This window comes from Bacillota bacterium (genome assembly GCA_013177945.1).
In the GTDB taxonomy this organism is placed as follows: Bacteria; Bacillota; DSM-12270; order Thermacetogeniales; family Thermacetogeniaceae; genus Ch130.
Window position 1 is genome coordinate 23,749 of the sequence record JABLXW010000032.1, and the last position, 26,241, is coordinate 49,989.

Genomic DNA, 26,241 nt, shown 5'->3' on the forward strand with positions numbered 1-26,241 from the left:
AAATTAAAGGAGAGCACCTGTTTGTGGACTCGAGGGGGGAGATTCGGTAGGATTCCGCCAGTACTGTCCCATTTGTTATTAACTGAACTAATGGATTCCTCTTGATGTGGACATCGTTTTAATATAGCTCTACGCCGTTATCTGTCACACGAGACTTTCCTCAAGACCTACTGTACCTACTAGTCTGTTCAAATCTACCTCCTTCTTGACTAGCGTTATCCGTCAAATTTAGAATACAACTTCACCATTCCCGGCTACATCGTTTGAGAAGTACAAATCTAAGATTTATTTACTGTGAATAAAAGACAAAAAGATATTTTAGCCTTGCTGACGGGTTCCGCAAAAAAGTTAAAAAAAAAGGCTCTCTAGCAGACCGTGTTAGTAATAAGGTTTATTGAGCAAGCAAAAAGCTCTTTGACAACCGGAAATGGCGGAAACTGCCGGTGGTCAGGGGAGAGGCTCTTTTCAGGGCATCGGCAGACACTTCCTTTGGGCGGCAGCCGGTATTTTGTTCCACCTGGTCGAGCACGGGCACCAGGTGGGGTGCATCGGCAGCCTGGTTGGAGAGTTCGGCCGGCCACGGCGATCTGGGTTTCGGCGTCAACGGCAAGCTGGGCGTTGTAGGCCTGGATGAAGGCCCTTTCGGAGCTCAGCATGATCCGGGAGTCGGGGTCGGTGAAGTTGTACTGGGCCTTTCCCGGGGGAGTTTCTTCAGCCCTTTTTCTTCTTCCTTTAACTTGCCCCTGGTTTTCTTTCTTCTGCTCTTTTGCCGCCGCCTTCCTCTTTGCTTCCGCTTCCAGCTCCGCCTTGGCCCGCCGGATGGCCTCCAGGCGCCTCTTGGGATCTCTTAAGTGCTCAGGGAGTTCATCCCCTAAGGCGTGGTAGTGCCTGCGCCGGAAGGCAGCAATGGTCCAGGAGTCAGGCTGCTGGTTGGCAGAGAGGACCCTGAAGCCCACATCTTCATAGAGCGCCCTCTCCAGCTTCCTTGAGGAGCGGATACCCCGCCAGTAACCGTAGAGCAGGACCTTCACCATCATGACCGGGTTGTAGGGGGTTGCCCCTTTGGTTCCTTGTAATCGTTCAGGATGGCGGAAAGGTCGAGTTGGTTCACCACCTCATCAATGAAGTAAACGGGGTGATCCGGGGGAAGCCAGTCTCCCGGCGATGGGGGAAACAGAAACATTTGGTCTGGTTGGTAATCTTTAAACTTTTTCATACTTTAAGTATTCGCCATCCTGGTTGACTTTTCCTGGGCGAAGAAAAAATTTTATACAGGATTATTCACACGGGCTGCTAGCCAAAAAAAGAAGCCGCCAGTAGATGTTATTATAAGGGAGGACCTGGCGGCTTCGGGGGCCTCGATGTTGTTACTTAGCCTTGGTCATTTCTTGAAAGACAGTTTAATCCGAACATAAGCTACAATCAATATTGAAAACATATAAGGTAAACCCGTTAAAGTTGTGCTTTCTCTACAAAAAGCTCCCCTGGACAGCACAACTTTGCGATTAGCACTGAGCCGTTTCTCCTTTTCGGTTCAAGCCCTCTGCTTTCTGTTGCCTGTTTATGAGCAGTGCTACTGCCAGCAACATCAAAAACATCCCGAACAGCTGGAGCGCTTCAAGTCTTTCCTGGAACAAAAAGTAAGAAAAGATTCCGGCAATTGCCGGCTCTAATACTGTAATCACACTTGCATGAATAGCTTCGCAATTTTCTAAAGCCTTAATATATAAAAAATAAGCTAACAGACTGGGTACGAGGCCCAAATAAATAAGATAGATCCAGGTAAGAGGACTCGTTAACGGTAAAATTGGAAAGGAGGGATTGAAGAAAGTGATAAAAAGCGAACCAAAACCGGTTGAATAAAGCACAACAGTAAGTGGGTGATACCTTTTGACAACAATTTTTCCCAAAACAGTGTACAAGGCATAAAAGAAACCTGAGCCAAACCCCATTAAAATACCTGGAAGGTTAACTTTTAAAAGGGAAAGTTCATAACCTCGCACCACCAAAAAACATCCGCCGATAGCTGCAAGAAGACAACATAATTTGATGAAATTTATCTTTTCTTTAAAAACAAATATTGAAAATACAGTCACAAAAATCGGCGACGTATAAAGAAGTGTGGTCGCAATAGTAACACCTGCTAAGTTGATGCAACTAAAAAAACAAAAATAGAGCATCGCAATTCCAACCAGACCGTAGAGCATAAAAAATATTAAGTCTCTTCTTGCCACCTGAAGTAATTGTTTGGATCTTATAAATAGGTATACAAAAGGAAGAAAAAAACATATAAAAGCGCGGAACCAGGCGACGGTAAGAGGCTCCAAACCTAAATTCATAAGTAAATTACCTGCAATTCCAGAAGTAGCCCAAAAACATACCGCAACAAAGACTAGAAGGTAGGTTAAACTTCTGGGCAAATTAATCTCCCCTTTTTCCATGCCCAACCGGGAGCTGCATCAATTTTTTCTGCCGTCCTATCAATTTAATTACCTCACTTTAGGAACATCTATGGAAACAAAAAAAGAAGGAGGATTATCTCCTGCTTGAGATTGCAGCCGAAAGCAACAAATTGTGTTATGAAAAAACATTCATGAGCTTTGCAAAAGAATCAGCCGGTTGCTCCGCCCGCTGCTGAAGCTTATTCTGATCGAAACTGTAAAGAAGCAGGGCAATTTTTAATTCAAATTGAACCTCTGGGTTTTTCAGATCGATCCCTAAAATTTCTTCTACTTTATTGAGACGGTAATTTAATGTGTTGACGTGGATAAACAGTTTCTTCGCGGCACGGATCCGGTTGCAACCGCATAACAACCAGCAATTAAGGGTCTCAATCAGATCTGTGCCTTTGCCTGTGTTATCATTTAGCAAGGGTCCGAGATATTCCAGGTAAAACTTGCGCGCCTCATGAGTGTTTCTCAGCGGGAACAACAACCGCAACAAACCGAGTTCTTCATAACAAACAACCTGCCACTCACTCTTAATATTACAAGAAATCGACTTTGCGATGATTACCTCCTGGTGAGCCTCCTTCACCCCGGCCAAGCCTTCTTGAACGGTACTTACCCCTACTATACCTGTTTTGATGTTATACTGTGCTGCCAGTTTTCTTGTAGCTTCGCGAGCCAGATCTTTTATTTTATGAAGGGGGAGCGCTTGGGGCATCCCGGGCGACGCGTAGATAAACACAAAAATATCATCGTTCTGAGGCAAAATTATGCATCCGCAACCGTATTTTTCAACCGTTTCCTTGAACATACGGTGCATTGGGTGATCGAAAAGTCTGGCCAGCGGCTGAGCACTCGGTTCGAAACTCGAAAACACAATCGCTCTAAAAGGACGCTTGACATCCAGGCCGATGAGGGCTACTTTAAGACGCGCCTCTTCTTCGGTAGTATACTTGTTCTCCAAAATGTGATGGAACACATCGACCCGCGCCCTAATCACCGACTCCAGTTCCGTATGCTGTCTTAAAAGTTCAACCGCAAGGACAAGGGTAGAGCGCTCCATTAAGCGAACAATCCTGACGGGAAGTTTATCCTCCACAAAAACTCCGATATATCCGAGAGTAACACCGCCTCCCAGTACGGGCAAAGCCACACCCTCAATTTCAGGTTTGTTTCTCCGCATCTTTATTCGGATAGGTTCGATTCTCGATTTTTCACTGAGTTTAAAGCCGCCATCTACTTTTGCAACCTGAATCTTTCCAGCCTGTAAAGCATCGAACAGATTCCATTTATCAGGGTGAATGCCTAACTCGTCGATGACCTTCTGGTATTCCGGCGGGTACTCGATGAACAAGAGATTCCCTCGCGAATCTGTCACAAAAAACGGGTAAGGAATTTCGCGGGAAATCGCTTTAATAATATCCTGGAAATGCTTTCCTTCCGCAAGCAAACTCAGAAGGCGGTGCTGCAACTCTCTCTCTTGACTCAGAATCCGGCTGTGCCGCTCGAGAATGACCCCCATTACCTGCTCAATAACAACGGGCCACCGGATCGGAAGCGGTATTTTTATTAAGGGTACTGCCATTCTGTTTGCTTCTTCATATACTGCACCAGGCAGGCCTCCCAAAAAGCGTTCTGGTTTGAGCGCCAAAGCAGAGGCCCCCGCATTTGCCATTGCCCGAACCCATTCGACAAGCACCTCAGGATTATCCTTCAAGTGATAGCAAGTCGAACAAACCAGCTCCCCACCTTGCAACCACTCCGCATTATCAGGGACTTCGGCAATTGTAACCCTTTTCACGATCCGGGAAATGCCGCATGCGCCGGCAAGAAGTTCTGAATCCTCAAAAACGGGAAGCTCAAGCATTTCTCGCACCGTAATGCCAAGTTCGCTTGAATCCATCCCCTGACCCCCCTCCAGAATCAAACAAAAACAATGCCATAACGATGTACATTCCCTGTTTTAATTAAGCATGTTAACATAAGACAACCAGTTAAGCAATTGGCACTTTCTTACTGTTCCAACCTTCTCTTAAATATGGCTAAGGAGATCAAGATGATGATCCCTTTAATCGCCTGTTGATAATAAGCGGAAATATTTAGCAAATTCATAATATTACTGATCAGGCCGATTACAAGGGCGCCAGCAACTGTACGCCCAATACCGCCAAAGCCACCTTCTAGCTGGGTGCCGCCAAGCGCAACTGCCGCGATACAATCAAGTGTATAATAAAACACCAGCCCCGGGTCGGCCTCGCGCAGCCTGCCCGCTAAAAGGATTCCTGCCACTCCTGCCAAGAGACCGGCAACTGTGTAAATACCCAACTTCACCCTAGCTACATTGTGGCCTGCGTACATCACGGCAGTTTCATTAATCCCTAAACCATACGTATTACGTCCAAAGCGGGTATACTGCAGAACAGCCCAGCAAAAAATCGCCATCCCAAGGAAAATTAGAACAGGCACAGGAATCCATGAGGCAATCATGCCGCTACCAAGCGTCCACCAGGCTCTTTCAGAGATGACAACCCTGATTCCCGTCGAAACTACATAGGCAATACCCCCAAAAGCGCTCATTGTAGCGAAGGTGGCAATAAAGGGAGGAAATCTAAGATAGGCAACAAAAACACCATTAATGGCACCACAAACAGCAGATATTAAAAGCACTGCGGGTATGCTTATGAACATCGGCAGGTGCTGGAACAGGCCCACGAACATTGTACAAAGAACCATCACGGGGCCAACTGAAAGGTCAATCCCGCTTGTTAATATAACAAAAGTTGCACCTAACGCGGCGGTACCAATAATGCTTATCTGGCGCAACACATTGATCAGGTTGTCGGATGTTAAGAATTTGTCGCTGCTAGCGCTTCCAATGACAACCAGAAAGAGCACTACGATCAAACAGTCGTACTTCCCAAGCCCGTGCAAAATAGAATTTAAATTGAACCTGAAGCAAACTCTATTCTGTACAACATTGTTTGTTTCCAAGCACTAACACCTCCATTCCTATACCGCTTCAGCAAAGCCCTCTTTCGGTTGGGATGCTCTCAGCGCAGCGCGGGAAATTAAGATTGCCGCTAACAAAATAACTCCTTTTGTGAATATCTGCCAGTAATAAACTACACCCATGAGATTTAATACGTTATTTATAATTGCTACAATCAGTGTTCCAATAGCACTTTCAACGATGCCGCCGTAGCCACCCTCAATACGAGTTCCTCCGATTACAGTTGCAGCAATGATATCGAAACTTAAATTCATTCCAATAGAGGGGTCCCCGGTGCAACTCCGGCTGCTGGCAATAATGGCCGCAACTCCCGCAAAAAAACCTGCAATGACATATGACCATTGACGAACTGACTTCACATTAACCCCATATGTGAACAGTGCATCCTCGTTCGTGCCCAGTCCGTATAAATGTTTTGCATAGACGCTGTGTTTTAAAAAGAAATGGGTGCATACAATCAACACAAAGTAAATCAAGAACGCAATCGGGATGCCCAGTACTTCGCCGTCTCCCATGATGCTGTAATCACTTCTGTTAATAAAAAGGGGCCACCCACCGCTTAAGCCCAGGGATAAACCCATGGCAATACTGCCCATACCAAACGTACCGATGAATGAAGGAAGTTTCACTCTGGCTATTGCAAACCCGTTAAGGAGCCCAAAGACAACCCCTGTAAAGAGTACAATCAGAAAGATTAAAGGCATTTTAAACCCTTGTGTTAACGCGGCCACAACCGTACAAAGCGAAATAACAGGGCCAACTGAGAGATCAATTCCTGCGCCGAGCACCACGAAAGTGGCACCCAATGCTGCAATTCCGACTACGACAAATTGCTTCAAAATATTCTTCAAATTGATAACTGTTCCAAACTCCGGGCAAATCAAGAGTGCTACAATAATTAAACAAAGAAGTGGGATGAGCATCGGGTACCTTTTTAACAACCCTGAAGCAGTGTATCCTATTCTTCCCCGGCCAGAGGCGAGCACCTGCAACCCTCCTAATATTCCTTAATAGCTCGAAAATTGGTGGCGGTGAGCCAGTTCCCGCCCACCACCACCACCAGCAGCAGCATTTAAAGAGCGATTACATCTTTTTCTTGAGTTCCATCCATTCCTTTTTTGTATATACTTTTGACTTGCTGATCAGATCTTCAAGAGACCATTTACCCTCTTCCCACATCACGTTATCAATTGAGAATTTGCCTTCAACGTAATAGTCTCGCGCGTTTTCTTTGGTGATGAGGGTACTGGCCATCTGCAGAACCTCGGGGTAATCCTGCTTGTTAAGGATGCGCCAGGCAATTTCTGCTGCCACATTAGCACAGTTCGAATATGTCACAGTAGACGCGAGTGTGCCGTCAAGAATTGCTTTAATTTCACCCATTTCACCGTCTACGCTACAAATTACAACAGAACCGGGATCGATGCCTGCATTTTCAAGAGCAATCGCCGCGCCGAGGGCCATATTTGCAGAAGGGGCGTATACTCCTTTAATTCTTTTTCCGTATGCAGAAATAAAGTTTTCCATCACAGCGGTAGAGTCGGTCTTCGAGTAGTTTCCAGGCTGGCTTGCAATAATTTTAATTCCTGGGTATTTTTTTGTAATTACTTCCTCAAAACCTTTTTTCCGCTCGATCGCCGTCGTGGTCCCCGGCAGGCCCTCTATCTGGACAATTTCACCTTTTCCTTTAAGAGCCTGTCCCATAAACTCAGCCGTCATCCTGCCTATGGCCACGTTATCTCCCCGCACTGCGGCTGTCCACTGATCGCCCTCGACCATTCTGTCTACTAATACAACGTGAATGCCTTTTTTATAAGCCTTGGCCAATACCCCCTGTAAAGCCTTTTCATCTCGCGGGCTGACCATAATCAGATCGACTTGCCTTGCAATCAAGTCTTCAATGTCAGCTATCTGCTTTGCCGCCTGGCCCTGAGCATCGGTAACTATGACTTCAATCTCCGGGTGCTTCTCTAAAGCAGCTTTGCCGCATTCCATCTGATTGCGTTTCCAGGGATCAGCCGTATTATCGACGGACCAGCCAACCTTCCATTTCTTTCCCCCCGGAGTGGCAGCGGGGCCCTCTTTTTCCTCCGACTTCTTGCAGCCCACTACAGCAGCAGCTAACGTAAGGAGCAGGAAGAAACAGACAACAGCGCTCAAAAACCTCCACTTTTTAAAATTCATATAAATTGAACCCCTCCCAAGATTTAAAATATCAAAAATATTACATGTTACATGGCATTCCAGCCACCATCGACAACAAGAGTCTGCCCTGTCATGTAACGCGATTCGTCGCTTGACAGGAAAACAGCGGCGTACGCAATATCCTCAGGCTCACCCAGAAATTCACCATCGGGGCGAATCAACGGTGTCTGCATTTTCCATTGAGCAATAACATCTTCACGTGCTCTAAATTCCCTGTTAATTTCAGTTTTGGTAGCACCCGGGCAAAGGGCATTGACTCGTACATTGTAGCCGCCCACTTCAAGTGCAAGCGCCTGGGTAAGCCCAATTACCCCCGCTTTCGATGCACAATAGGGTACCATTTCGCGGGTGCCCACAAGCCCCAGGTTGGATGCAACATTTACAATAGAACCGGATTTTCGCTCAATCATATAAGGAAGAACGCTCGTACAGCAAATAAAAGTTCCCTTCAGGTTGACGCCTATGATAAAATCGAACTCCTCATCGGAAAAATCAAGCGCTTTTTTAAAGATGTTAACTCCTGCAACATTAACGATAGTATCAATTTTGCCCAGTTTTTTTACAACATCCTCAACCGCGTCTTTTACCTGCTGGCGATTCGAGACATCCACCTGATAAAAAGCACAGAAACCGTTATTCTGTTTAATGATGGTTTCGACGTCAGGCCCGCCCTCACGGGGCGTCCTGTTCAGGTCGAAAACTGCGACGCTTGCACCTTCCCGCGCGAACATTATGGCAACAGCTTTACCTATACCTGAGCTGCCTCCTGTAACAATTGCCACTTTATCTTTCAACCGCATCGTAACACCTCCCATTTTTAATTTCGCTGGCCGTTCAGGGGTGACAAGGATTCCCAATCTCTTTACTTGCTCGCCAATTTGGTTTATAATAGTCTTTGACTTTGCCAGAGACCCTCTCATACGTACCCACACACGCGTGGCAAAAGCGTGCCACGTATTGCCACGCGTGTGTGTTTAGAGGTTATGGTTTTGCTTTCATGCAATGCTTTCCATTAAAGAAGTCTTCTTTGGGCATTTATTTTGTTTAGTCTTCTTCGGGTTCGGTCCACTCACCAGTAGGAAGAAGCCTTCTCTTTGAATAGAGTGCCCCTCCCCAAGACCAGCGGTTGCGCGGCAGATCAAAGAAGATGACATGGGTGTTCTGTTTTGGAATATTGCAAATCTTTTCCAAATCCTCTGTAAAAGCTTTTGCAATCTTGGCGTATTCTTCTTCTTCACGAGGAAAAATGTAAACGTGGATGCAAGGCATTTGATGATCCCCCTTCGGAAATTTTTATTTTTTTTCTGCAATACATTCAATTTCAACTAAATATTCGGGCAATGCCAGGCTGCTGCACACTACAAAAGTACTGGCCGGCGGGTTGGCGCCGAGATATTTGTCGCGCACTTTTAAAACTGCTTCTTTATAGGAATAGTCGGTGATAAAAATAGTAACCTTGATAATATCATCAAGCGTGCATCCTGCATCTCTTAGACAGGCCTCGATGTTTTTGAAAATTTGCTCTGTTTGGGCGCCCGGATCTCCTGCTCCAACAATTTCCCCGGTCGCGTTCCTCCCCACCTGACCGGATAGAAATACCAGGTTGCCAACCTCTACCAGATGCGTGTAACCTGCGGGTGCGTGTACAGTATTTGGATTACTTTTACGCATTCTTTTCACTCCTTTTTCAACGCTTATTAATTAATTGCAGCCCGCTCTGAACCCATTAAAATATACCAGTCAATATCCTCTTTGCGAGTCTCAGGCGTTACTTTGATTGTTCCTGAAGCATACCCCCCTCTCAAAACGATGATGCGGTCGCACATAGCAACGAGATCCTCCGGATCCGTTGAGATAACTAATATTCCAGTGCCCACCTCCTTTGCCAAATGTCTAACCAGTTCGTGAATCTGTCTCCTGGTGCCAACATCTACTCCAACAGTTGGTTCATCTAGAATCAAAACCTTTAAATTTCGCAAGAGCCAGCGTGCCAATACGACTTTTTGCTGGTTCCCCCCGCTCAGTGACTTAACCAACTGGCATAAAGCGTTATACTTAATTTTATATTTTGCAACAGCCTCAAGACTTACTTTTTCCTCTTGTTTTACCCTCCGAATCCCTCCTACATCCAAATTGTCAGTAAAAGCTAAAATAATATTTTCAACAATACTTTGATCGAGGAGGAGCCCCTGCCGCTTGCGATCTTCGGGCACCAAGCCCACACCTGCTTTCAATGCTTCTTTGGGGTGCCGCGGTTCGTAAGACTTGCCTCCGAGCCGAATTGTTCCCTTTTGCTTTTTCTGCAAACCGAATAAAACGCGCGCAATCGTCGACCTTCCGGAGCCAACCATTCCTGCTAAACCCACAATCTCGCCCTGTCTGATCTCAAACGAAATATCCCTGATAATTCCCGCACTCAGGTTTTCGATTTGCAATACGACATCAGAATCTTCTCTGCCCTCCGTCTCTTTTCGGACCTCTGCTGGAGGAGTTACTCTAGAGCCAACCATATATTCGACAAGCTTATCTTTGGTTAAATCCCCCGTGTTATAAGTTCCTACCAATTTACCCTCCCTGAGCACTGTCACACGATCCGTGAGGGAGAAAACTTCGTCCAGCCGGTGGGTTATGTAGATTATGCTGCACCCTCCCGACCTGAGCTGGCGGATAATTTTAAACAGCTCCTCCACTTCCTTTGCGGATAAAGACGCAGTTACCTCATCCAGCACAAGAACACGGGCGGATAATGCAAGAGCGCGGGCTATTTCAACCATCCTCTGTTGGGCGGGATTTAACTCTTCAATAGACTGTTCCGGGGAAATGTTTGAAATTCCTATTGAATTCAGAATTTGTCGGGTTTTCTGGTAAAGAGTGACGCGGTCTTCCAGGAGAGAAAAACGCTTACTTCGTGGGAGTTCGTTCAAGAATATATTGTGTGCAACATCTAAGTTTGGAAAGATCAGTTTTTCCTGGTGAACAACACGAATCCCGTAGTTTTCCGAATCGCGGGGTGAAGTGATATGCACTTTTTCGCCATCTATCCAGATTTCGCCACCATCGGCATGAACAATACCTGTTAAAATCTTAATTAACGTACTTTTTCCTGCACCATTATGGCCGAGCAAAGCATGAATCTCACCCGGCAAAACACTAAAATCAACGTTGCACAGCACCGGAACGCCCGAGTATTTTTTCTGTATACCTGCCATCACAACACGGGCTTTCGCATCCTTTTCCACTAACTTTAACCCCCCGTTCCCAGAGAAAATGCCACCTTCCCTAGTGCAATGTTAACAAAATTTTAATTCTCCCTCATTGTTCAGAGACAACAAAATCGAAACACAAAAATAAGAGCCTGTTGACAAATACCTCTTCAAACTTTTCTGTCGCGCAAGGGCCAGTTTGCCGCAAAAACCCAGAAGCCGCCGGAACATGGATTTGAGCAGGATTGAAGTAAGTTAAAGGAGACAAAACGAACAGAAAATAACATCACAATAAATAAAAAGGCTGCCAAAAACCGGTTCTCACCAGTCGGCAGCTTTAAGGGTTTCAACGCCTCCGTTAAGGCAGCAAATGAGACATCCCGGCATCCGGGCAAGTTACTTGCCTTTGAATTCTGGTTTTCTTTTTTCGAGAAATGCCGCCAGCCCCTCTTTATGGTCTTCGGTCTGCAACGCAATTCCCATGTAATCGGCTTCGAGATCGAAGTAGGCTTCCAGCGAGAGCTCGCTCAACCGGTTGGCAAGCTGCTTGATAAACCCGATTGCAATCGGAGCCTTCTCCGCGAGCTGCCGGGCAAAGGCCATTGCCTCGTCGTACAACTGATCCGAGGGAACCACCTTCAAGACCATCCCGTAGCGCGCCGCCTCTTCTGCATCAATGAGGCGGCCGGTCATGGCAAGCTCCTTGGCGCGCATGATTCCCGTCAGCCTCGCCAGGGTCCAGAGGCCGCCCGTATCCGGCACCAGACCAATATTGACGAAGGCCTGGCCAAACCGGGCCCTTTCGGAAGCAAAAACAAAATCGCAGGATAGGGCAAGGTTTGCACCGCCTCCTGCAGCAGCCCCATCAACCGCCGCAATCCACGGCTTGCCCATGTTGTATATTTTTGCAATTGTATTCCCAAGGGACCTGATCGCGGCCCGGGCCCTCGCAGGAGCATCGAGCATCTTCAAAAGTTCAAAATCACCTCCCGCACTGAAAACCCTGCCGTTTGCCTTTAAAACAACAACCCTGACTTCGGGGTCCTCCGCTACCGCCGTTACGACTTCGTCGTATTCTTTGAGGAACTGGGGGGTCATGGTGTTCATCTGATCCGGGCGGTTTAACGTGATCACCCCGATCCCGTCAACCTTCTCAAACAACAGTGTTTCCCAGGCCATGAAACCACTCCTTTTTTCTTAAATTTTTATTTCGCCGGCATGGCAGGCTGAGCCGCATACCCACGAAGCACCCTGACGAGCAGACCGCGGCCATCAATCAGTGAAACCCCCTCCTCTTAAAATCTTTGGAAGCACTATCAGGAGGCCGCAAGAAGCGTGCTGACTGCAGGTGCTGAAAGCTGTTGCAAAATGTCACATTTTCTTGCGCAAAAACGCAAGTTCTGCCGCCCCGGAAGCTGGGGAGGCAAATTTCACAGGAAAGGAAAAAAGAAGCCGCCGGAAACCGGCCCCCAGGGACCGGTCGGGAGGTTTACGGCGGCTTCGGGGGCCTCTTGGTTTTTTCACACTTTCACTGTTCTGGCTTCTTTTTGCTCTTGAGCCAAAGCCATCTTTTCAAAGACCCGTGTTTCAATATAAGGCGGAACAAGGTGTCCGATGTTTCCACCAAAGGCGGCGATTTCTTTTACCATTTCTGAAGTATAAAAGAGTTCGGGCCGGCAGGTAATAAAGAGCGTCTCAATTTCGGGCACAAGCTCTTTGTTTAATTTGGCCCGCTCGAATTCCATTTCAAAGTCGCTGAAACTCCGCAATCCCCTGATAATAACCCGCGCCCGGTATTTCCGGGCAAAATCCAGAACGGGTTCACAGCACGGCAGCACGATAACGCTGGAAAGTTCACGGGTCAGATGCTCCAGCATTTTAATGCGCTCGTTCAGGCTAAAAAGCAGATTCTCTTCCGGGGCCGGCCTTACTCCTACAATGACCCGGTCAAACAAAAAATTTGCCCGGGTGATGACATCCAGGTGACCATATGTGACAGGATCGAAGCGTCCCGGAAGAACAGCAACTACCACCCGCTTCCCCTCCCGAAAAGTTCTCCACAACAGGATAAAACTTCTGGCGCGGGCTGCCCCCGGTCCTGTATGTGGGGGGAAAAGTAATTGACAGGCTGATTCTTGTTGGGGGCATCCCGCACTTTGTACCTTTTAGTACAAGCAAAAAGCGTGCCAGACAAGAGGCAGGAGTCTTTAGCGCTCACTTCAGGGCAAAAAAGAACCCGCAAAGTAAAAAAACAGGGTATATTAAGCGTCAGGTTTTTGTACAGCAACTGACAGCATCTCAGACACAATTAAAAAGCCCCTCCCGGGGGCCTAAACAGGACTCTCACAGGTGATTAAACGTTGATATTTAATGATTTGATTTTATAATACAGCGTACTGCGGGGTATGTTAAGCGCCCTGGCGGCACGGGATTTGTTGTACTGGTGCTGCTTTAAGACGCTAAGGATTGCTTCCCTCTCCTTCGCCGCAAGCATTTCTTCAAGACAGTAAACACCTTCTGGTCCGGAATCAGGCGGTCCGCTCTCTTTTTCCCCGCAGTCTTTAATCAGGTCTTCCCTAATTACATCTGAAAGATGTTCAATTTTGATGCACCCGTTTTCTGAAAGAAGAACAAGTCTTTCTGCAACGTTCCGGAGCTCCCGGTAGTTTCCCGGCCAGGAGTAATTTCGCAGAGCTGAAATTACGCCTTCTTCAATGCTGCTAATGGGAATATCATAGAATTTGCTGAACTGTTCGATAAACTCTTTAACCAGCCCCGGAAGCTCTTCACCTCTTTCGCGCAGGCTGGGCAGTTCCAGGGTAACGACGTTCAATCTGTAGAAGAGGTCCTCCCTGAAATTACCCTCTTTGACCATCTGCTCCAGATCCCGGTTGGTGGCGGCAATGAAACGGAGGTCAACCCGGACCGGTTTCACTCCCCCGACGCGGTAAAATTCCCTCTCCTGAATGACGCGCAGCAGTTTCGCCTGCATTTCGAGAGGAAGTTCACCGATTTCGTCGAGAAAAAGGGTTCCTCCGTCGGCAATTTCTAGCTTCCCCTTCTTGCCAGTCCTGGAAGCACCTGTAAAAGCGCCAGGCTCATATCCGAAAAGTTCGCTTTCGAAAAGGGTCTCGGGGATGGCACTGCAGTCCACTACGACAAACGGTTTATTTTTCCGGGGTCCTGCGAGGTGAAGCGACCTTGCCATCAATTCTTTCCCGGTTCCGGTCTCCCCTCGAATCAGGACGGTAGCGTCGACCCGCGCAGCTTTTTTAGCCAGAGCAATCAGCTTCTCAAAGCGCTTCCCTCTCCCCGAAAAAGCCTCAAAGCAAGGAGGTTCGGGAGCAACCTGATTCCCTCTCTTCTCCCCTTTACCCAGGCCCTGGATCAGCTCCGCCTTTTCGTTCCTGCTCTCAACCTTGTTCATCAGGTTGACAACCTTGGTGACATCTTCTACTGTACAGACGGCCCCGATTACTTCCCCAAGCTTAATGATCGGGCTGATATTTTTTACCAGATGCCGGCCCTCCCTGACTTCGTATATATTTTTAATTGCTTTTCCTGTTGCAAGAACATTTTTGATCAGCTCCTGGCTGGCAATTTCGTTGGACCGTACTCCCGGTTTTATGCTGTTCTTGCACAGCCTCCTGGCACTGTTATTCCAGTAAATCAGGCGGCAGTATTTATTGAAAACAAAGGCGGCTTCGGTGATGGAATCGAGCACTGCCTGGAGGTGTCCGCCCACTTCCTCCAGTTTATCGGAAAAGCCGTTGCAAATAGCAACAGCGGTAACGAGACCGATTAATCTGCCCGAATCACTGACCACCGGAACCCGGCCGATTTTGTGCTCCCTCATAATTTCCCGGACCTGATAAACATCGTCGTTCCCTTTAACCGCGATTACGGGCTGCTGCATCACTTCTCTTACAGGAGCCCGCAGATCCAGCCCCTCGTTGATCTTTCGCAGCAGAGCCTTGCGGGTGATAATTCCGGTAACATGCTGATCCTGATCGAGAACAACCACTTCCTCCTTATCGCTGCAGATAAGCTGGTTGATTAACTGGCAGACCTGCGCCTCCGGCGGCGCGGTAAGGACTTCACTCTGCATAATCTCCTTGGCCTTTAAATTGGTCAGGTCGATCTGACACAAGTCCATCCGGCCTTCCACCCCCCTAAACAGACGGTACCACAGGGCCCCATATCTTTTGAATACAGATTTCGACAAAGGCAAAGAGAAACCCTTTTTTCGCCGGCCTCCATTAAAACTTAAAAAATCAGCAGAACGGCTCCGGAGACCAAAGTTAAGGCTGGCCCCGGGGGAGCCAGCCTCCTCTGGTCCTGTTAAATTCGGGCGCTAGAACTCCGCAAGGTAGATCTTGTTGGGGTCCACCTTGGCAAGGGCAGCAAGCTCTGCATCGGTAGGCGGTGGGGTAACGGGCGCTTCTGTTTGGGTAATTTCCCAGCCGGTGTTCTTCCTGACCTCTTCCAGCGTTGTGTACGGGTGGACGCTTTCTACCTCCAGCTCCCCATTCCTCATGACAAAGGTGCAGAGAGGAGTGATCACCTTGTAGACGTTGCCCTTGGTGGTGCAGAAATCTACCTTCTCCACCAGAGAGCGGGGGTCGTGGGCGGTACGCCAGATCAGAACCTGCTTCACCGTGGGCGTAAGGGTTGCGCTTCCCGCCCCGCCGGGCAGACGCACCTTCGGCTTTTCGTACTCACCCCCGACGTAGGACATGTTAATTTCGCCTTTCCTGCTCAACTGGATAAAGCTCAGGAAAGCGTAGTCCAGTCTTCCGCTGCAGGCCAGGTCGAAAACCTCTTCCAGCGAGAAGTAGCTCACCACCCCTTTTAAAAGCCTTTCCTGGTCCAGCGTGGAAGGGGTGATCGCCGGTTCGGGCTGGGGATCGATCCCTCCCGCGATGGTAATCCAGGTGCAGCTCGGTGCATGGAGGGCACGCGCCAGCTTCATGGCGGTTACCGGAACGGGGGATGCCAGACCGGTAAAGTACTTTTTGCCATTTTGAACCTCCCGCGCCAGGGCCACAACCATCATTTCAGCGGGGCCATATTCCATCTCTTCTTCCTCCTTTCGTAGATCTAGAGCCATTCACTTACGGCATCGTTTTTCACGGCGCCCAGATAGGCCTTCATCCCGTCACGATCCGGCAGCGGGTAGTCGGGCCAGCAGGGACCGGGGGCCGCTCCCTTCGGTGCTTCGACCACCGCTTCCACGAAGATATAGGGAATTGTTGTCAGTTCGGGTTTCTCGCGGAACGTCTCCGTTGGGACAATCCTTTCCGCAGTAATAATCGTTCTTTTGGCGGCCCGGGTTAAGAGGACATCCTGGAAGGTGTTGCCGTAAATCCGGGCATTCCCCATTTCGTCTGCTTCGTGGACGTGCACCAGGGCCCAGTCGGGCTGGAGCGATTTGACACAAACCACTTCTTTTCCGTCAAAGGGGCTCTTCATCACCTGGTACATTTCGGGACGGATCTTCAGGAGGTCGCTCCCCCACATTCCGCCTACCGGCATGAACGGAACGCCGTATGCTCCCCCACGGAGAGCGTGAATGATCGCCGTTCAGGAGCCCTCCATTGCCTTGATCTTCCCGCTTTGAACCCCTTTCCGCATTCCGGGAGCCAGCCCAAACTCGTTTTCAAAACCGAAGAAACCAAACCAGATTTCCTTTACGCAGCCTGCTGCGCAAAGGATATCGGCGGCCAAACCAGGAGCAGCACCGACCACGGTTAACCCTTCGGGCCTGCGCCTGGCAAGGGCGCGGCAGAGGGCAACCGGGTTCCGGTGGAGGGCGTTTCCACCTACGGCCACAATCTGGTCGTTGCCGATAAGTTGAGCCGCCTGTTCGAGGGAAACCAACCTGGACATAGTTGTACCTCCTTGCTTGAATTTGTTTATTTTAAGAGAAAAATTGAAACTCGATCAAAACTGTGGCTTTTCTTTAAATGTGGAGTAGAGCAGGAGCGCCAGGGCCATGCCTGCAATCAAGAAGGCAAAAGCCGCCTGGTAAGCTGCAGCCGGGTAAATTCCGTTGACTGCAGGGTAGCGCTGGATGATCAGTCCCATCACCTGCTGGTGAACAGCACCGCCTACAAAGATGTACAGGTTGACAGCGCCGGTAGACGTTCCGGCCAGCTCCACCGGGAAACACTCCTTGGAATTGGCAAAGCAGACCACGAAGCTGCCTGCCGTGAGCCCCCAGTAGAAAAAGAGGGCCGCGATCATGGTTGGAGTTAAGGTAGCGATTTTCAAAACAATGGGAATGTACGAGAGTGTATAGAGAATGCCGCCGTATAAAAGCACCTTCTTCCTGGATTTTAGCACCTTATCGGAAAGGATTCCCGACAGGGGGCAGCCGAAGACAAGCCCTACCGCCATCAACATCAGGTAGTTGGCAGCCTGAGTTGGTTCCATTCCGTACACGTGGCGGAGCCAGGGGCCCGCCCAAAGCCCCTGGAATCCCATCATCCCGCCGTAGAAGAAGAACAGGAGAATCCCGATCTTGTTAAACTGCCAGTTGGAGAAGATCAGCTTCAGGCTTTCGCCAATGCCGATCTTCTTCCCCCCCTGGCCCGTCGGCGCGGCAATCCCCTCGATCTCCTGGATGCTGGGCCACCCCTTGTCCTGCGGTTTGTTCACCATGAAGAGGAAGAAGAGGATTACGGCAAGGAAGGTCACGGCACCGATCACGTAAAAAGAGCTGCGCCAGCCGATGGCCGCCATCATTAGGGCAAGGGGGCCTGCCGAAGAAAGAGACCCCATGTTCCCGATGGCCAGCAGGACGCCGGACATGGTCGCAAACTCCTGCTTCCGGAACCAGTCCGCCAGCAGCCGCATGGCAGGCACATAGACAAAGCCCACGCCCAGGCCAACCAGGAACCTCCCCACCACGGCAGTGGCAAAGTTTGGAGCGGCACCGAAGAGGATTGCTCCTGCAGCCGCAATCAGGAGAAAAAGGGAAACCGTCTTTTTAGGGCCCCAGTTATCGGCCAGAATCCCGGCCGGTAATTGACCTGCCGCGTAGGGGTAGAAGTACATCGAGCCCAAAAGGCCCAGGGCCGCCGGGGTCACCCCAAAAGCGTCCACAAGCGCCTTTGCAACAACCGCCGTCGAAGTCCTGTGGAAATATACAAGAAAGTAAGGAATTGCAATCAGGGCAAAGATAAAGTAGCGATAGGTCAGCACTTTTTGGACAAGTGCACTGTTTAACACAGAACCGTTCTTCTTTTCCACTTGAGGGGCGGATATCGCCACCTTAAAACCTCCTCTCTTCATTCGTTCTTTTCCTGCCCTTAACTTCCATGTCCGCTAATAACCGCTTTCTGAAGACCGGCCGGTTCCAGCACCCCCTTCCTTCAGGCCTTGCGCAGAGGACCTAAATTATTCCTTTTTCCTGCAGGGCAGGGAAGGGATCGACCAGCAGGCGCTTCAGGCCCAGCACCCGGGGAGCGAAACCCATCGCCAGTCCAAGCAGTTGCGTGACGTAGAGAACGGGCAGATGCAACTCCTCACCCAGCTCCCTTGCGACGGCTTCCTGGCGTGCATCCAGGTTCATCTGGCAGAGGGGGCAGGCAACGGCGATGACATCTGCCCCGGAGCGCTTTGCCGCCTGCAGGATCTCTCCCGCAAGCCTGAGCACCACCTGAGGCTCAGGCAGGACAAAACCGGCGCCACAGCATTCCGTTTTATAGGTCCAGGGTACGGGTTCCGCCCCCGCCGCAGCGAGAACTGCTTCCAGCAAGGTCGGGTCTTCAGGATCGGGCTGTCCCGTAACAGCAGCCGGCCTTACCAGGAAACATCCGTAGTAACAGGCAACCCGCAACCCGTTCAACGGCCTCACGATGCCGGCCTTCAGGCGGTCCCGCAGCTCGCGGAGGCAAAGGAGATCCAGGAGGCTGAGCACCTCCATTTCTTGCACTCCATCCAGGTCCGGCAACCGGGAAGCTATTTCTTGATAAAGCCGGGCCTCGGTTTGAAGTCGGTGGCGGGAGGTGAGAAGGCGGCTGTAGCAGGCAGCACAGGGAGCAAGCACCTTGCCGGAAACCATTTTTTTTGCCAGACTTAAATTGCGCGCCGCAAGCAAAATGCTCAGTTTTTCGTCGATGCTGTGGGCAGAGGTTGCCCCGCAGCAGTTCCAATCAGGCACTTCCGTGAGTTCAATGCCCAGGTTCTGGAGGCAGAGTTTTAAACTGGCATCGTACTCCCGGGCGGCCGCGTGCAGCGAGCAGCCGGGGTAATATGCGATCTTCATTCCGGCAGCACCCCCCTTGGGCCCGCTTCCCTGAAAAAGGACCTGATCTCCTTCTGGCCGGAAATGCGCTCCGGAAAGAGCTTTATCTTGCCTTTCAGGAACATCTTTCTGCCCAGACCCAGGTCCCGGAAATAATCCTTTGTCCGAAAATTAAACTGGAGGGCCAGGAGGGCCTCCGGAGCCCTGCCGTACCTGGCAAGCTGGGCAAGGAAGAGTCTGTGGAAGAGGAGCACCCTTTCCCCGTTCACCGCGTATTTTTCCTTCAAGCACAACTCGCGGCAGGCATCCATGACCCGGGAAAGGCCGATCCCGCCGGGACAGCGTTCTTCACAGGTGTAGCACCCCAGGCAATACCAGATGCTCCTGCTCTCCAGTACCCTTTTTTTCTCGCCGCGCCTGATCAGGGCGATAAGTTCGCGGGGGCTGTAATCGTAAAAGGAAATGTTGGGGCAGCTTCCCGTACAGGTGCCGCAGCCCAGGCACCCGTCCAGGTTCTGGCCGCTTCTTGCTTCCACTTCTCTCTGGAAATCGCCAGAAACAGCGGTTAATGAAGTCAGCACTTAAATCCTCTCCCGCATTCTGAGATCGCAAACCGCCTGGAGGGCCGCAGCCTGGGCCTGGACCAGGGTTTCCGCCACACTTTTTGGAAACTCGCAGGCGCCGGCATGGTAGACACCTTCTCCTGCCTTCAGGGACCCGGCAGCGGCTGACGACCGGAGGAAGCCGTGGGGATCCCGTGCCAGTTGCAGGCTTTCCACAAGCCGGACCGTCTCCGGAAGGGGCTCCTGGGCCGCGGCAAGAACGACCAGATCTACCTCCAGTTCCAGGGGAACACCCATCAGCGTATCCTCGGCGCGGATCAGCAGGCTGCCGTTTCCGGGAAACACCTTGGCCGGACGACCCCGCAGGTAGTGTACCCGGTATCTTTCCATGGTTTCCCGCACAAACTCCTCATAGCCTTTTCCTGCAGCGCGTACATCCATATAGAAGACATAGCACTCTACATCAGGAAGAAGATCCTTAAGTTCCCGCGCCTGCTTCGCAGTATACATGCAGCAGATCTTCGAGCAGTAGGGCCGGCCCCGGACTCCCAGACCCGTCCTCATCCGCGAGCCCACGCACTGGAAAAATGCCACCTTTCGAGGGGGGGCTCCGGTTCCAGAGAGGCGGAACTCACCCGCAGCCCTGGCCTCCTTTAAGGCTCTTTCAAGGTCGAGACTGGTAAGAACACCCTGGTAACGCCCGTAGCCGTATTCGCTGCACTTTTCCGCCTGAAAATAGGCGGCACCGGTGGCCAGAATCAGCGCTTCCACCCTTTCCACGTAGCTCTTTCCGTCCCGCCCCAGGGTAACCACAAAGCCGCCCCCTGCCCTCTGGACGTCTTCCAGAGATGTATTGAGCCAGACGTCAACGCCGGGAGACCCGGCAATCTTTTCCCTTAAAGCACCCAGCAGGGCGGCGGCATCTTCCATATCGGGGTACAGCCGTCCCAGCTGGAGCAGCCGCCCCCCCAACTCCCTTTCCCTTTCCACCAGCAAAACCGGATGGCCGCACCGCGAGACCCAGGCCGCCGCTTCCATTCCCGCGGCCCCCCCGCCGAGCACCAGAACCTTCTCCTTTTCCCCTGTCACGCTACTTTCTCCCTTCTTTCCGGATCACCACAGGAACCGTGTTCATCTCGAAGCCGAGCAGCTCCTCGGGAACGCCCAGCGTCCAGGCGATCAACTGCGAGAGATCGATGACCGGAAGGGCAAAATCCCCCATACCCCGCTCCTTCATCACCGCCTGGGAACGGTCAAGCTGAACGTTGCAGCCCGGGCAGACGGTGAGCAGCAGTTCAGCCCCTTCTTCCCGCGCCGACCGGATTTTACGGTAAGACTGGGCAAGGGCAAGCTCGTCGTGGGTAAACATTACTCCCACCGCCGCTCCACAACACTCCCTCCTGGCCTGGTAGAAAACAGGTTGACCGCCCAGCATTTCCACGATCTCTTCGATGAAAGTGGGATATTCGGGATCATCGATCACACCGTACTTCTTGGCCAGGTAGTGACAACCGTAATGAACGCCGACGGGCAACCCCGCGAGGGAAAAGACCTGTTTCGCCCGGATCCGGTCGCGCAGCCGGTACCAGAGTTCTTGAAAGTGGTAAATTTTTGCCGTCCCCTTGTAGCAGCGGTTAATTAAACCCAGCACCTGGTCTACTTTCTGTCTGGCATTCCGGTCGTGGTCCAGGATGTGCTTGAACTCCGTCATCCAGCCGTAACAGCCGTTGCAGTTTGTAAAGAGATCGAGCCCTTCCCCTTCGGCAATGCTCAGGTTTCTCGCCGCAGCCGCCAGGGAGGTTAAAGGCTCAAAGCCCTGGCAGGTCATCAGGTACCCCGTACAGCAGGTTTGCTCCCTGGATTCCACCAGTTCTATCCCGAGGATTTTTGTGATCTCCCTGATGGACTTCTCAAGGCCCGGATACTCCATGCTTCCGGTGCAACTGCGGAAGAAAAAGACCCTTTCAGAAAGCGGAATCTCTTCAACCTGCCTGTGGTTAATAAGGCCCCGTCCGGTCATCCGGCAGTTCTTCCCTTCGCATAGGCAAGTTCAAGGGGGCGATCTTCCCTGGCATCCAGGCCGGAGATCCATTCCTTCGCTCCGGTGGCCTCAAAGATCACCCGCAGTTCCTCGAGAGCCTTTTCCTCCAGGACGAGGGGCGGGAGGTCGAGCTTTTCCCTGCCCTCCCTGATCCGCTCCATCCTTTTTTCTCCCGGTACAAAGCTCAATCCATACTGGTAAAGTCTCTCTGCAAAACGTTTGAAACCCGCCGCATACCTGGCTCCGTAACCCCTTGCCAGAGCCTGAAAGCGCAGGGCGAGAATGAGCATCGCAGGATCCACATCATGGGGGCAGGAAACATAGCATGTCTTGCACCAGAAGCACTGCCAGATTTCCTCGCCGGAAAGAAGCCGGGCCGCGTTTCCGAAAAGAACGTCGCGGATAATCCGGCGTGAATTGTACGTTTCTGTAAGGGCGGCCGCAGGACAGCCTCCCACACACTTGCCACAGGCCATGCATTTTTCCAAATCCTTGACGAGCCCGGTCGCTTCCAGTTTTTCATAAAAATCTGAAATCCACTCTTGACCCCGTTCCTTCTGCACGCAGATCGTCTCCTTGAGTTGGGGATTAAACCAGGGGAGAAGGGACCTCCACCCCGGAGGCCCCGCTCATCTTGTTAAACCTGGTACTCTTTCAAGTCCGCGGCAACGGTAAAACTGGCTTCGGTGATGGCACGGATATCGTCGACGGTGAGACCGGGCCAGATTTCTTTGAGCACGTAACCTTTGTCGGTCAGCTCAAAGACCGCCTTTTCGGTAATCACCATGTGGGCGCACCTGGGCGCAGTAATGGGGTACTTGCACTTCTTAACAAGCTTGGGGGCGCCTTTTGCGGTATGGGTCATGGCAATGATGACCTTTTTTGCCATGAACATCAGGTCCATACCCCCGCCCATTCCCGGCTGGTACTTGTTGGCCCCGGGATAAATGGGGAGCGCCCAGTTGGCCGCATTCCCCTCTTCATCCACCTCCAGACAGCCGAGGATGGTGACATCCACGTGCCCGCCCCGGATTAACTGGAAGGAATAGCTCAGGTCGAAAATGGACATACCGGGCAGCCTGGTAATGGGGCCGGCACCGGCATTGGCCAATCCGCAGTCGGCTTCCTCGTAGGTGGGAGTTCCTCCAAACCCCAAACCCCCGTTTTCGGTTTGAAGCCAGACGTGGACGCCCTCGGGAATAAAATCAGCGACACCCAGCGGCATTCCAAAGCCGAGATTCACAACCATTCCGTCGCGCAATTCCTTCGCGGCACGGCGGCAAATAATTTCACGCTCATCCATCAGGTTTAACCTCCTTCATGCCAGTTTCTAAAGAAAGATGCCCGGTGCTCAGCCTGCTGCCCGGAGCCGCTTTCTTTCCTTCCAAAGGTCACGGTAGATCCGCTGTTCTTCCTCAAAGGTATAGCCCTGGACAAGGACATCAACCAGCGGGGCAACGATGTGGATCAGGTCGGGGTCGATTTCATCTACGAATTCATTAACTTCACAGACCACATAATCTGCCGCAAAGGCCATAATCGGATTTGTATTCCTCTGAAGATAGCGGCACCTGACATTTCCGAACCGGTCGGCCTGGTACCCCTTCAGGAAAGCAATGTCGGCCCTTAATGGCTTCTCGATCAGGTAATCCTTCCCGTCGATGGTCACCTTCTGCTTTCCTTCTTCCACCAGTGTTCCTATTCCCACCGGCGTGAGGACACCACCCAGGCCGCTTCCCCCCGCCCGGATCTTCTCAATCCAGGTTCCCATGGGGTAGAATTCGACTTCCAGCTTTCCTTCTTTATAAGCATTGAGGTGCTCAGGGGCAACGCCGACGTGGCTCGTGATGTATTTCTTGATCTTTCCCTGGGCGAAAAGGTACGCCGTACCAAAGCCGCCTCCGACCATGGACCCGCAGGTGTTGATCAGGGTCAGATCCTTGACATCGATCTCGCGGAGTTTTTCCACGATCTTGAGGGGAATTCCCACGTCCAGAAAACCACCGATCATGATCGTCATTCCATCTCGAAGCCGTGCTACCGCTTCCTCCAGCGTGCCAACCTTACCCATCCACATACCCACCTTTCTAAAGAAAATTGAGAAAAAACCTTATGGATAAAACCGGCCGACCTCCCTTTGGACATCCCTCCCATTTAAGCGATTTTTGATCAAAACTTCACATTTTCCGCCGGATCTGAATTCGCAAAGAGCATGCCAGAAAAGAAAAAGCCCGAAAACAGGCTTTTTGCCGGGTTAACAGGAGGTATTTTTGTCAACGTCCTGACACCCAGGTGTCGAAAAACAGACATCGTTCAAGATCTCTCTTTCACTATTCCGGATAGTGAAGATTGTGTATTCTTTCACAATCCCTTGTGCAGGAATGCACAAACGGCTCCGGTCGGGACCTGGGCGCAAGGCGGCTTTCTATTGGCATGTTTTTTGCATATAGATTTCAATGAAATGAAAAAGGCATAGGCCCTTGCAACTTGAAAAAGTTGCCCTCTCCCCCCGGGGCTCTATGCCTTTTCATTTTTGTTTTCGCGACCACAGGAGCCAGAAACCACTCAGTAGGCCGCGAAAAAAGGTGTTCGTTCCCAAGGTAAACACGATGCAAACCGGCAGCCCGGGCCGCCTCCCCGGCCTGCCGGGCATGGCGCGCTGAAGTCGGAGGCAGGTCCCCCAGGTGAAACTGGGGGGCAAAACCAAGCAAAAAGTAAGGAATCCGGGGATCGCAACCGGCAATAAACCTTGCAATCCGGTAAACCTCATCTGCATCCACATACCCGGGCACCAGAAGGGTGCTGGCGACAAGAAGCGGCGGTTCGGGACGCTCCGGAAAATAGGATGCCGCCAGGCGAAAGTTCTCCAGGGTCCGCCGATTTCCGACACCTGTCAGCGCCAGGTGCAGGTAAGGATCCCATGCCTTGAGATCGAATTTAACACACCCCCCGGAAGCAAGAGAGAGCCTGACAGCCTGCTCTAAAAGCCGGGGGTGCATTGCTCCGTTTGTCTCCCAGCAGACGCGAACCCCCTTTGCCGCGAGGCGCCGGCCGGCGGCCAGGGCATGGGGCATCTGCGAGCTGGGGTCTCCCCCGAAAAAGCAGATACATGCCGTTTCCGTATCGGCAACCCGGGCAAGTTCCGCCGCACTGGTGGTGCTCCGCTGCCCCTTCATCTTCCGGTAATGCCAGTTCTGGCAGAACAGGCAGTTGAAGGAGCAGCTTCCATAAAAAACGGCAAGGTTCTTGCGTCCTGAACCGTTCCGCTCGGGACAAACCAGACCCGCCACGCAGTTTGTTGGAATCGGGTCAAAGTACCATTGCAGCAGGCCCCGTCCCGGAATCCCCGCGTGGACAACCAGCTTTCCGCCCTGATTTTCCCGCAAACCGCAGTAACCCTGTTCCCCCTCCGGGATGAGGCACTCGTGGAAGCACAGGGTGCACCTGATTCCCGGGGTTCCTCGAGGAGCTTCTCCAGGAAGCCCGTATCCTTCCCGGGCGAGCCGGTGGGCGGCTGCCACATATGGCCATGCTTCTCCCGGGAACCTCTTCAGGCACACCGGACAAACCTGCAAGGCGCGGGCCAGCAAAGGCACCTGGCGGCGGCAGACAAGGCACTGACCCCCGTAAAGAAAAGCCGCGTCAAACATTTCCCTCCCCCCTTGGCTAAAATTTCTCTTTTTTCTCAGAAAAATCCTTGTTGCTGCCGATCGGGAAGCAGAATCTAGTACGCATACCCTCCCGAGAGCAGGCTTCCTGAAAAGGGCAGTTACCAGAGCAGCTGCAGTGATGACGACACTTGCGGCAACCAGGATGATCTCTGCATTCCTGGTGCAAAAGCCCCAAAAAATTTCTGAAAGTCAATTTGTCCAGAAGGAATTTTTCCCATGGGGTAGAATTATAAAACAGTGAAAAGTATAACAAACACTTAAATATTTATCTCCGAGTCCCCGTTCTAAAGCGCCAGCCATGAACGGCGGACCGATAGGGTAAATCGGGAAACTGATTTGCCTCCCAGTGCGGAAAGGAGAAAATATATATGATTGTACAGCCGGGTCTTGTGCATCCTTTCTGCATTGGCCCGGCTTTTTAGGTTGTTCATAGCCCTTGCTGCTCCGAGCCTGCCCACCTAAGACACCGGCTACGGCGGCAGGGCGCAGCCTTTTCTGTGATGTTTGACGTGCAGATTGCCGATATCGGTTCTGCAGAGGGGGCCTTTAGATCACATGCGAGGGAGATTCAGGGGCCTGAAAGCGGGCCTTGCCTGCACCCCTCAAGACAATTCGATGAACGCGGTTTATGGCAGCTGTTCCGGCGGTAATGAACTTTTTCGGCACGAATTTTGCATGGAGTTTTCCTGCAAAAGCGAGGGATAGCCAGGAGAATAAATTTTGGCGGCAGGCAGCTCGCCTGTTCCTGGGGGCCGCCCGACCCCAGTTCCGGTGGTTTGTCATTACACCTCTGCCGAGCAAAAAACCGGCGGGCCGCCTGCCGCTTTTCTCTTCCAGTTTCCAAGAGATG

The 26,241-nt window shown here is 51.2% G+C and carries 25 protein-coding genes and 1 riboswitch; all 25 genes read right to left on the reverse strand.

The window, feature by feature from the left end:
• Window positions 1-365: 365 nt before the first annotated feature.
• Entirely contained in the window at window positions 366-1,037 is a 672-nt protein-coding gene (locus HPY58_13330) for a transposase (GenBank protein ID NPV30599.1), read from the reverse strand.
• 468 nt (window positions 1,038-1,505) lie between these two features.
• Window positions 1,506-2,447 carry an EamA family transporter gene (locus tag HPY58_13335; GenBank protein NPV30600.1) on the reverse strand — a complete coding sequence of 314 codons (942 nt, stop codon included), beginning with the start codon at window positions 2,445-2,447 and terminating at the stop codon, window positions 1,506-1,508.
• 130 nt (window positions 2,448-2,577) lie between these two features.
• Window positions 2,578-4,350, reverse strand: a complete 1,773-nt coding sequence (locus HPY58_13340) for a hypothetical protein (protein ID NPV30601.1) — start codon at window positions 4,348-4,350, stop codon at window positions 2,578-2,580.
• Between the two features lie 110 nt (window positions 4,351-4,460).
• Complete coding sequence (locus HPY58_13345) at window positions 4,461-5,351, reverse strand: ABC transporter permease (GenBank protein NPV30602.1); 891 nt, start codon at window positions 5,349-5,351, stop codon at window positions 4,461-4,463.
• A gap of 105 nt (window positions 5,352-5,456) precedes the next feature.
• Window positions 5,457-6,443, reverse strand: coding sequence for an ABC transporter permease (locus tag HPY58_13350; protein ID NPV30603.1), 987 nt, complete (start codon window positions 6,441-6,443; stop codon window positions 5,457-5,459).
• Window positions 6,444-6,540: 97 nt separating this feature from the next.
• On the reverse strand, window positions 6,541-7,641 hold the full coding sequence (locus tag HPY58_13355) for a substrate-binding domain-containing protein (GenBank protein NPV30604.1): 1,101 nt from the start codon (window positions 7,639-7,641) through the stop codon (window positions 6,541-6,543).
• A 47-nt stretch (window positions 7,642-7,688) separates the two neighbouring features.
• A complete protein-coding gene (locus HPY58_13360) occupies window positions 7,689-8,462 on the reverse strand; it encodes an SDR family oxidoreductase (protein NPV30605.1) in 774 nt (257 codons plus the stop codon).
• A 244-nt stretch (window positions 8,463-8,706) separates the two neighbouring features.
• Window positions 8,707-8,931: a hypothetical protein gene (locus tag HPY58_13365; GenBank protein NPV30606.1), complete on the reverse strand. Its 225-nt coding sequence runs from the start codon at window positions 8,929-8,931 to the stop codon at window positions 8,707-8,709.
• A 24-nt stretch (window positions 8,932-8,955) separates the two neighbouring features.
• Window positions 8,956-9,333, reverse strand: a complete 378-nt coding sequence (locus HPY58_13370) for a RidA family protein (protein NPV30607.1) — start codon at window positions 9,331-9,333, stop codon at window positions 8,956-8,958.
• A gap of 26 nt (window positions 9,334-9,359) precedes the next feature.
• Complete coding sequence (locus HPY58_13375) at window positions 9,360-10,901, reverse strand: sugar ABC transporter ATP-binding protein (protein ID NPV30608.1); 1,542 nt, start codon at window positions 10,899-10,901, stop codon at window positions 9,360-9,362.
• Window positions 10,902-11,261: 360 nt separating this feature from the next.
• Window positions 11,262-12,044: an enoyl-CoA hydratase/isomerase family protein gene (locus HPY58_13380; protein NPV30609.1), complete on the reverse strand. Its 783-nt coding sequence runs from the start codon at window positions 12,042-12,044 to the stop codon at window positions 11,262-11,264.
• A 341-nt stretch (window positions 12,045-12,385) separates the two neighbouring features.
• Window positions 12,386-12,928, reverse strand: coding sequence for a pantetheine-phosphate adenylyltransferase (gene coaD / locus HPY58_13385; protein ID NPV30610.1), 543 nt, complete (start codon window positions 12,926-12,928; stop codon window positions 12,386-12,388).
• A 290-nt stretch (window positions 12,929-13,218) separates the two neighbouring features.
• On the reverse strand, window positions 13,219-15,021 hold the full coding sequence (locus tag HPY58_13390; protein ID NPV30611.1) for a sigma 54-interacting transcriptional regulator: 1,803 nt from the start codon (window positions 15,019-15,021) through the stop codon (window positions 13,219-13,221).
• A 198-nt stretch (window positions 15,022-15,219) separates the two neighbouring features.
• Complete coding sequence (locus HPY58_13395; protein ID NPV30612.1) at window positions 15,220-15,942, reverse strand: CoA-transferase; 723 nt, start codon at window positions 15,940-15,942, stop codon at window positions 15,220-15,222.
• Window positions 15,943-15,965: 23 nt separating this feature from the next.
• On the reverse strand, window positions 15,966-16,400 hold the full coding sequence (locus HPY58_13400) for a hypothetical protein (GenBank protein NPV30613.1): 435 nt from the start codon (window positions 16,398-16,400) through the stop codon (window positions 15,966-15,968).
• A 48-nt stretch (window positions 16,401-16,448) separates the two neighbouring features.
• Window positions 16,449-16,754 (reverse strand): hypothetical protein, encoded by a 306-nt coding sequence (locus tag HPY58_13405; protein NPV30614.1) that lies wholly within the window; start codon window positions 16,752-16,754, stop codon window positions 16,449-16,451.
• Between the two features lie 54 nt (window positions 16,755-16,808).
• Window positions 16,809-18,140 carry an MFS transporter gene (locus HPY58_13410; protein NPV30615.1) on the reverse strand — a complete coding sequence of 444 codons (1,332 nt, stop codon included), beginning with the start codon at window positions 18,138-18,140 and terminating at the stop codon, window positions 16,809-16,811.
• A gap of 121 nt (window positions 18,141-18,261) precedes the next feature.
• Entirely contained in the window at window positions 18,262-19,137 is an 876-nt protein-coding gene (locus HPY58_13415) for a CoB--CoM heterodisulfide reductase iron-sulfur subunit B family protein (protein NPV30616.1), read from the reverse strand.
• On the reverse strand, window positions 19,134-19,697 hold the full coding sequence (locus tag HPY58_13420; protein ID NPV30617.1) for a 4Fe-4S dicluster domain-containing protein: 564 nt from the start codon (window positions 19,695-19,697) through the stop codon (window positions 19,134-19,136). Before HPY58_13420 ends, HPY58_13415 begins: the two co-directional genes overlap by 4 nt.
• Complete coding sequence (locus HPY58_13425) at window positions 19,698-20,768, reverse strand: CoB--CoM heterodisulfide reductase iron-sulfur subunit A family protein (protein ID NPV30618.1); 1,071 nt, start codon at window positions 20,766-20,768, stop codon at window positions 19,698-19,700. It lies immediately after the preceding gene.
• Between the two features lies 1 nt (window position 20,769).
• Window positions 20,770-21,699: a CoB--CoM heterodisulfide reductase iron-sulfur subunit B family protein gene (locus HPY58_13430; GenBank protein ID NPV30619.1), complete on the reverse strand. Its 930-nt coding sequence runs from the start codon at window positions 21,697-21,699 to the stop codon at window positions 20,770-20,772.
• Complete coding sequence (locus HPY58_13435) at window positions 21,696-22,283, reverse strand: 4Fe-4S binding protein (protein ID NPV30620.1); 588 nt, start codon at window positions 22,281-22,283, stop codon at window positions 21,696-21,698. Before HPY58_13435 ends, HPY58_13430 begins: the two co-directional genes overlap by 4 nt.
• A gap of 74 nt (window positions 22,284-22,357) precedes the next feature.
• A complete protein-coding gene (locus tag HPY58_13440; GenBank protein NPV30621.1) occupies window positions 22,358-23,023 on the reverse strand; it encodes a 3-oxoacid CoA-transferase subunit B in 666 nt (221 codons plus the stop codon).
• Between the two features lie 48 nt (window positions 23,024-23,071).
• The gene (locus HPY58_13445; protein ID NPV30622.1) at window positions 23,072-23,791 is read right to left on the reverse strand and encodes a CoA transferase subunit A; all 720 of its coding nucleotides are present in this window, start codon (window positions 23,789-23,791) and stop codon (window positions 23,072-23,074) included.
• A 382-nt stretch (window positions 23,792-24,173) separates the two neighbouring features.
• On the reverse strand, window positions 24,174-25,370 hold the full coding sequence (locus HPY58_13450) for a radical SAM protein (GenBank protein NPV30623.1): 1,197 nt from the start codon (window positions 25,368-25,370) through the stop codon (window positions 24,174-24,176).
• Window positions 25,371-25,648: 278 nt separating this feature from the next.
• Window positions 25,649-25,766, forward strand: a riboswitch (molybdenum cofactor riboswitch).
• Window positions 25,767-26,241 lie beyond the last annotated feature (475 nt).